Here is a 5,628-nt window from a genome sequence, read left to right as displayed (position 1 = left end):
CCTTCACGGATTGCGAAACGCAGACCGTCGTCCATCGCGATCGGGTGGATCAGGGTAACAACCATTTTGATGTTGTCGCCCGGCATTACCATCTCTACGCCTTCCGGCAGTTCGATGGTGCCAGTCACGTCAGTTGTACGGAAGTAGAACTGCGGACGGTAGCCTTTGAAGAACGGAGTATGACGGCCGCCTTCGTCTTTGGACAGAATGTACACTTCAGATTCGAACTTGGTGTGCGGCTTGATAGAACCCGGCTTAGCCAGTACCTGACCACGTTCGATTTCTTCACGTTTGATACCACGCAGCAGAACACCAACGTTCTCACCAGCACGGCCTTCGTCCAGCAGTTTGCGGAACATTTCAACGCCAGTACAGGTAGACTTCGCAGTCTCTTTGATACCAACGATTTCAACTTCTTCGCCAACTTTGATGATACCGCGCTCTACACGACCGGTAACAACGGTACCACGACCGGAGATGGAGAATACGTCTTCGATCGGCAGCAGGAACGGCTTGTCAATCGCACGCTCTGGTTCCGGGATGTAAGAATCCAGGTAGCCAGCCAGTTCGATGATTTTCGCTTCCCAGTCTGCGTCGCCTTCCAGCGCTTTCAGAGCGGAACCGCGAACGATCGGAGTGTCGTCGCCCGGGAAATCGTACTGAGACAGAAGTTCACGAACTTCCATTTCAACCAGTTCCAGCAGCTCTTCGTCATCAACCATGTCGCATTTGTTCAGGAACACGATGATGTACGGAACGCCTACCTGACGACCCAGCAGGATGTGCTCACGAGTCTGCGGCATCGGGCCGTCAGTCGCAGCAACAACCAGGATCGCGCCGTCCATCTGCGCAGCACCGGTGATCATGTTTTTAACATAGTCGGCGTGGCCCGGGCAGTCTACGTGCGCGTAGTGGCGAGTCGGGGTGTCATATTCAACGTGAGAAGTGTTGATGGTGATACCACGAGCTTTTTCTTCCGGCGCGTTATCGATCTGGTCGAATGCGCGAGCAGAACCACCGTAGGTTTTAGCCAGAACGGTAGTGATTGCAGCGGTCAGCGTTGTTTTACCATGGTCAACGTGGCCGATAGTACCGACGTTAACGTGCGGTTTTGTACGTTCAAACTTTTCTTTAGACATCGATTGTCCCTCTAAGACACGGATAAATCGGTGATATCACCACATCAACCGGGCAACATGCCCGACTTGTTGAATGCAATAAACAAGAGAGAAACAGGGGAGGAGAGATAAAGAAGTGGTGCTGATACCCAGAGTCGAACTGGGGACCTCACCCTTACCAAGGGTGCGCTCTACCAACTGAGCCATATCAGCACGTTTGGAGCGGGCAGCGGGAATCGAACCCGCATCATCAGCTTGGAAGGCTGAGGTAATAGCCATTATACGATGCCCGCATCCTGAAACTCGGCTACCCAGTTCTTTCTATAACAAAAAAAAGAGAAGCGTCTCTTTTTTTGTTTGAGCTGACCAGTTTAACCAATCAACTCTGGCTCCGCAAAGCGTTGCCGAAAGATGGTGGTGGGGGAAGGATTCGAACCTTCGAAGTCGATGACGGCAGATTTACAGTCTGCTCCCTTTGGCCGCTCGGGAACCCCACCAGGCACTTGATGGTGCCGACTACCGGAATCGAACTGGTGACCTACTGATTACAAGTCAGTTGCTCTACCTACTGAGCTAAGTCGGCATCAAGTAGCGCGCATTCTAGGGAGACCTGCGAGTTCATGCAACTAAAAAATTGCAGAAAATGTTCTATTGCTCACATTTTGTGCTCAAACGAGAAAAAATGGTGTAATTTCAAACAGAGCAGGACAAAAATACGCCAATCATCCTCACGGACAGGGTTGCCGAGGAGGGCAAAAAGTAGAGTGATGTCGCTAAAGCGGCATCGATACCCCATCACCTGACCACCCGATTCAATGAATAACCCACGGGTCTCTGCTGAGAACTTTATATCCCCTTACCAAACCATTCATCTCTGTGATGCTACCTTTAGAAAGCATCATTCAATGAGTTTTTTTCTTATTATTCCTCGCAATCTGGTGTTACCCTCCTGCCCATTGTCCTGATTAACTAGTGTGAAGCACCCCGCCTTCATGTAATTCGGCGGTTGCAAGAGCATGCTTATGAGCCTAAAAGAGCAAACGTTAATGACACCGTATCTACAATTTAACCGCGACCAATGGGCTGCGCTTCGTGATTCCGTTCCGATGACGCTAACAGAAGAAGAAATCACGCGGTTAAAAGGCATCAACGAAGATCTTTCCCTGGAAGAAGTAGCGGAAATTTATTTGCCGCTGTCGCGTTTACTCAATTTCTATATCAGCTCTAATCTGCGCCGCCAGGCTGTACTGGAACAATTCCTTGGCACCAACGGCCAACGTATTCCTTACATCATTAGCATTGCGGGTAGCGTGGCGGTCGGGAAGAGCACTACCGCGCGCGTGCTGCAAGCATTGCTGAGCCGCTGGCCTGAACATCGACATGTAGAATTAATCACGACAGATGGTTTTCTGCATCCTAACGCGGTATTGAAAGAACGCGGCCTGATGAAGAAGAAGGGCTTCCCGCAGTCTTATGACATGCATCGCTTGGTTAAATTCGTCTCAGACCTGAAATCCGGCGTTCCTGACGCTACGGCGCCGGTCTATTCACATCTGATTTACGACGTCATTCCTGATGGGGATAAAACCGTCACGCAGCCTGATATATTAATTCTTGAGGGTTTAAATGTTCTGCAGAGCGGCATGGATTATCCACACGATCCGCATCATGTATTTGTTTCGGACTTCGTTGATTTTTCAATTTACGTCGATGCGCCTGAAGAACTGCTAAAAAACTGGTATATCAATCGTTTTCTGAAATTCCGCGAAGGCGCGTTTACCGACCCGGACTCCTATTTTCATAGCTATGCTCAGCTGTCTAAAGATGAAGCAATTGATATTGCCACATCGCTGTGGAATGAGATTAATCTTTTGAATTTAAAAGAGAACATTCTACCAACCCGTGAGCGAGCCAGCCTTATAATGACCAAAAGCGCAAACCACTCTGTGAATCAGGTGCGTTTAAGAAAATAAAAAAGGGAGCGTTAGCTCCCCTTTTTTTATTCAGCGCTGCGCAATGATATCTCACCGCCAATCCAGGGTTTTACCATCCCGTCCTGCTCCAGTAATAATGCGCCTTGAGCATCAATACCTCGCGAAATACCAAAGATCTCTTTATCGCCAATAATAAGTTTAACCGGTCGATTAATAAAGTTATCGAGCTTTTCCCAGCGGGTGAGATAGGGTGCCAGACCTTCATTCTCAAAAAGTTTAAATCCTGCCCGCAGCTCTTTAATCAGACAAGCCGCTAACGTATTACGATCGATAGAGATCCCTGCCTCCTGGAGGCTGATCCAACCCTGATTGACAACATCAGATTCCACCCGGCGCATCATGAGGTTAATCCCCGCGCCGCTGACTATCTGCGCAGCATCGCCGGTTTTCCCCGTCAGTTCCACCAGGATCCCGGACAACTTCCGATCCTGTAAATAGAGATCGTTTGGCCATTTCACCCGAACTTTATCCGCCCCCAGGCTTTGCAGCACCTCGGCAATGACGATCCCAATGACCAGACTCAAGCCTATAGCCGCAGCAGGGCCCTGCTCCAGTCGCCAGTACATTGAAAGGTAAAGGTTAGAACCAAACGGCGAGAACCACTTGCGCCCGCGGCGGCCGCGACCTGCCTGCTGATACTCAGCCACGCAGGCATCACCCGATTGCAGTTCGCTAAGTCTGTCCAGAAGATACTGGTTCGTGGAATCAATCACCGGTAGTACGGTTACCCGGCCATGCTCGATCTGCCTGGCGATCTGCTCTTCATCCAGAAGCTGGATAGGCTCAGGGAGACTGTAGCCTTTACCCGGTACGGTAAATACGTCGACTCCCCAATCGCGTAACGTTTGAATATGCTTGTTGATTGCTGCCCGACTCATCCCTAAACGCTCGCCAAGCTGTTCACCTGAGTGAAATTCAGCGTCGGCCAGGATCGATATTAGCGTCAAAGGAACGGTGTAGTCTTTCATGCGATGGTCTCCTCGGCATTAACTTCTCCCGTTTCACCGATAAAGCGCACTTCCGGCTGTAACCAGATATTAAACTTCTCACCAACCTGCTGGCGTACGTAATGAGCCAGCTCAACCACGTCTTCACTGGTTGCCTGATGCTGATTGATCAATACCAGCGCCTGCTGGCTATGCACCGCTGCGCCACCCATCACTTTACCTTTAAGCTGGCATTGATCGATAAGCCAGCCGGCGGCAAGTTTCATACTGCCATCCGGCTGAGGGTAGTGAGGGATGCCCGGATAGGTCGCCAGCAGCGCTTGCGCCTTGTCCGCGCTAACGACCGGGTTCTTAAAGAAGCTCCCCGCATTTCCATTCACTTTTGGATCGGGGAGTTTGGTCATGCGCATATGACAGACGGCGTCAAATACCTGCTGCGGGGTAACGGTTTGCGGATCGAGCCGGGTTAAATCACCGTAGGTCAAAACGGGTTGCCAGGCTTTTGGCAACGTCAAACCAACCGCCACAATGGCGTAGCGGTCCTGATATTCATGTTTAAAAATACTGTCCCGGTAGCCAAAGCGACATTCAGCAGCGGAAAGACGCTGTTTCACACCCGTGACCAACTCAATGCAGTCGACGTACCGGCAAACCTTCTGTAATTCAACGCCGTAAGCACCAATATTTTGAATCGGCGAGGAGCCGGCGCAGCCAGGAATCAAAGCAAGATTTTCCAGGCCCGGCATTCCGTTATTTAACGCAAACTGGACCAGCTGATGCCAGTTTTCTCCTGCACCAACATGCAAATGCCACGCGCCAGGTGTTTCACTCACTTCTATCCCCATAATACGGTTGATAATGACCGTACCGGAATAATCCTTCAGGAACAGAACATTGCTTCCTTCACCAAGGATCAGGGTTGGCTGGCGCTCTGCGGTGGCATTTTGCCAGGCATCCAGTAGCTGTTTTTCAGTTTCGGCGCGTACAACCGCTTTGGCAGAACGGTCAATACCGAAGGTGTTCCAGGGCTTAAGTGAGTGGCTCATAATGGCTTCCAGATGCAAAATCTGCATTAGTTTACCGTATATAGCGAGGGAAGGCTTGCCTGATTGTCAGGAGGAGAAGGTACCATGGCGTGCCTAAAATCTGGCAATTTTAAACGACAAAAACGCAAAAAGCCCATCCGTCAGGATGGGCTCTTCACTTGTTTGATGCCTGGCAGTTCCCTACTCTCACATGGGGAGACCCCACACTACCATCGGCGCTACGGCGTTTCACTTCTGAGTTCGGCATGGGGTCAGGTGGGACCACCGCGCTGTCGCCGCCAGGCAAATTCTGTTGTCAGAAACGAATCTTTTACACCGATGCTGCGTTGGCTGCATTCGTAAAGTCAGTCACATACTACAGTATGCTCCTTCCTTTACTTCATTTGCCGCCTTGCCTCAGCGTAAAATCTTTCGTTCCCGAAAATCTGTAATCTAAGCTGAAATTGTTGTCTTCTCAAATCGCCAAAACATCTTCGGCGTTGTAAGGTTAAGCCTCACGGTTCATTAGTACCGGTTAGCTCAA

Annotated in this window: 4 protein-coding genes, 4 tRNA genes and 1 rRNA gene; 1 reads left to right on the top strand and 8 read right to left on the bottom strand. The window is 50.3% G+C overall.

Going from position 1 to position 5,628, the window contains the following annotated elements; translation table 11 throughout:
- The 5 genes from tuf to F8562_RS05455 all read right to left on the bottom strand — a co-directional run.
- A partial coding sequence (gene tuf, locus F8562_RS05475; RefSeq protein ID WP_049077760.1) for an elongation factor Tu occupies positions 1 to 1,139 on the bottom strand: 1,139 nt, incomplete at its 3' end.
- Between the two features lie 116 nt (positions 1,140 to 1,255).
- Positions 1,256 to 1,331: transfer RNA gene (locus F8562_RS05470), tRNA-Thr, on the bottom strand.
- A 5-nt stretch (positions 1,332 to 1,336) separates the two neighbouring features.
- Positions 1,337 to 1,411, bottom strand: a tRNA-Gly gene (locus tag F8562_RS05465).
- Positions 1,412 to 1,530: 119 nt separating this feature from the next.
- A tRNA-Tyr gene (locus tag F8562_RS05460) sits at positions 1,531 to 1,615 on the bottom strand.
- A gap of 10 nt (positions 1,616 to 1,625) precedes the next feature.
- A tRNA-Thr gene (locus F8562_RS05455) sits at positions 1,626 to 1,701 on the bottom strand.
- Positions 1,702 to 2,140: 439 nt separating this feature from the next.
- On the opposite strand from F8562_RS05455, the gene coaA reads away from it, so the two are divergent.
- Positions 2,141 to 3,091: a type I pantothenate kinase gene (gene coaA / locus F8562_RS05445; RefSeq protein ID WP_014227490.1), complete on the top strand. Its 951-nt coding sequence runs from the start codon at positions 2,141 to 2,143 to the stop codon at positions 3,089 to 3,091.
- 26 nt (positions 3,092 to 3,117) lie between these two features.
- Here the strand turns inward: coaA and birA are convergent, their stop codons facing one another.
- The 3 genes from birA to rrf all read right to left on the bottom strand — a co-directional run bounded on the left by birA (position 3,118) and on the right by rrf (position 5,388).
- A complete protein-coding gene (gene birA, locus F8562_RS05440; RefSeq protein ID WP_014837096.1) occupies positions 3,118 to 4,080 on the bottom strand; it encodes a bifunctional biotin--[acetyl-CoA-carboxylase] ligase/biotin operon repressor BirA in 963 nt (320 codons plus the stop codon).
- Complete coding sequence (murB, locus tag F8562_RS05435) at positions 4,077 to 5,105, bottom strand: UDP-N-acetylmuramate dehydrogenase (protein WP_042934237.1); 1,029 nt, start codon at positions 5,103 to 5,105, stop codon at positions 4,077 to 4,079. The genes birA and murB overlap by 4 nt, the downstream gene beginning before the upstream one ends.
- A gap of 167 nt (positions 5,106 to 5,272) precedes the next feature.
- Positions 5,273 to 5,388, bottom strand: a 5S ribosomal RNA gene (gene rrf, locus F8562_RS05430).
- Positions 5,389 to 5,628: the final 240 nt, after the last annotated feature.

Origin of the sequence: Klebsiella sp. RCJ4 (assembly GCF_009025755.1) — a bacterium.
GTDB lineage: Bacteria > Pseudomonadota > Gammaproteobacteria > Enterobacterales > Enterobacteriaceae > Klebsiella > Klebsiella michiganensis.
The sequence above is the reverse complement of the archived record's forward strand: the minus strand, read 5'-3'. Positions and strand labels throughout refer to the sequence as shown.

What these genes read in the sequence shown, in the direction of transcription:
- coaA (WP_014227490.1), top strand. Translation starts at nt 2,141, where the DNA reads ATGAGCCTAAAAGAGCAAACGTTAATGACACCGTATCTACAATTTAAC.
- birA (WP_014837096.1), bottom strand. Translation starts at nt 4,080, where the DNA reads ATGAAAGACTACACCGTTCCTTTGACGCTAATATCGATCCTGGCCGAC.
- murB (WP_042934237.1), bottom strand. Translation starts at nt 5,105, where the DNA reads ATGAGCCACTCACTTAAGCCCTGGAACACCTTCGGTATTGACCGTTCT.